We start from the raw sequence: 1,749 nt of genomic DNA on the forward strand, positions 1-1,749 counted from the left end.
ATTCATGACTGGGGTGAAGTCGTAACAAGGTAACCCTAGGGGAACCTGGGGTTGGATCACCTCCTTACCTTAAGATGACGAAGTTGTTGAGTGTTCACACAGATTGCCTTGATTCAAAGTAGTTAGAGCAAAGACCTGATGCAGTGATGCATCAGCTTCTGTTGTCCAGCCCTCGGGATGGATGAGAGAAAACCTCCTCTGCCGGATAACGGGATGTGAATAGCAGTTTACTGCTACCTGTTGTCTCAGTGCGCAAGCACTGCAAAGCAGACCCGGGGTCCCCTTCGTCTAGAGGCCTAGGACACCGCCCTTTCACGGCGGTAACAGGGGTTCGAATCCCCTAGGGGACGCCACTTCTCTTCTTGCTAACAAGAATGCAGAGTTAAGAAACTGATTCTTAACTCTGTTTTCTTCGGCCTTGAGCCGTTGCAAACATGCTCTTTAACAATCTGGAAAGCTGATTTAAAAAGTAGTTCTCAAACATTTGTTACAAGTGCTTTGGAAACTTCTTGGCGAAAACCAAATTTTATTTGGTCCTTGTTGTACAACAACAAGCAAGCGTTGTTTCGACGACACTTCTTGGGGTTGTATGGTTAAGTGACTAAGCGTACATGGTGGATGCCTTGGCAGTCAGAGGCGATGAAGGACGTACTAACCTGCGATAAGCTGTGAGAAGTCGGTAAGAGACGCTATTACTCACAGATTTCCGAATGGGGAAACCCACCCGAGATAACTCGGGTATCTGTTACTGAATACATAGGTAACAGAGGCGAACCGGGAGAACTGAAACATCTAAGTACCCCGAGGAAAAGAAATCAACCGAGATTCCCTCAGTAGCGGCGAGCGAACGGGGATTAGCCCTTAAGCATCTTGGAAGTTAGTGGAACGGTCCTGGAAAGGCCGGCGATACAGGGTGATAGCCCCGTACACGAAAACAACCTTGATGTGAAATCGAGTAGGGCGGGACACGTGACATCCTGTCTGAATATGGGGGGACCATCCTCCAAGGCTAAATACTCCTGACTGACCGATAGTGAACCAGTACCGTGAGGGAAAGGCGAAAAGAACCCCTGTGAGGGGAGTGAAATAGAACCTGAAACCGTGTACGTACAAGCAGTGGGAGCCCTTCGGGGTGACTGCGTACCTTTTGTATAATGGGTCAGCGACTTACATTTTGTAGCGAGGTTAACCGTATAGGGGAGCCGTAGGGAAACCGAGTCTTAACTGGGCGTCTAGTTGCAAGGTGTAGACCCGAAACCGGGTGATCTAGCCATGGGCAGGTTGAAGGTTGAGTAACATCAACTGGAGGACCGAACCCACTAACGTTGCAAAGTTAGGGGATGACCTGTGGCTGGGGGTGAAAGGCCAATCAAACTCGGAGATAGCTGGTTCTCCCCGAAAGCTATTTAGGTAGCGCCTCGGACGAATACTACTGGGGGTAGAGCACTGTTTGGGCTAGGGGGTCATCCCGACTTACCAACCCCATGCAAACTCCGAATACCAGTAAGTAATATCCGGGAGACACACGGCGGGTGCTAACGTCCGTCGTGAAGAGGGAAACAACCCAGACCGCCGGCTAAGGTCCCAAAGTTCTGGTTAAGTGGGAAACGATGTGGGAAGGCTCAGACAGCTAGGATGTTGGCTTAGAAGCAGCCATCATTTAAAGAAAGCGTAATAGCTCACTAGTCGAGTCGGCCTGCGCGGAAGATGTAACGGGGCTCAAACCAGGCACCGAAGCCGCGGATTCAC

Annotated in this window: 1 tRNA gene and 2 rRNA genes; all 3 read left to right on the top strand. The window is 50.2% G+C overall.

The annotated features are described in order from the left end of the window. A 16S ribosomal RNA gene (locus G5137_RS20615) occupies positions 1–67 on the top strand; the annotation flags it as partial. A gap of 210 nt (positions 68–277) precedes the next feature. Continuing rightward, a tRNA-Glu gene (locus G5137_RS20620) sits at positions 278–353 on the top strand. Between the two features lie 238 nt (positions 354–591). Beyond that, positions 592–1,749: ribosomal RNA gene (locus tag G5137_RS20625) — 23S ribosomal RNA — on the top strand; the annotation flags it as partial.

Source organism: Aeromonas sp. 600282, assembly GCF_049175755.1.
In the GTDB taxonomy this organism is placed as follows: domain Bacteria; phylum Pseudomonadota; class Gammaproteobacteria; order Enterobacterales; family Aeromonadaceae; genus Aeromonas; species Aeromonas veronii_A.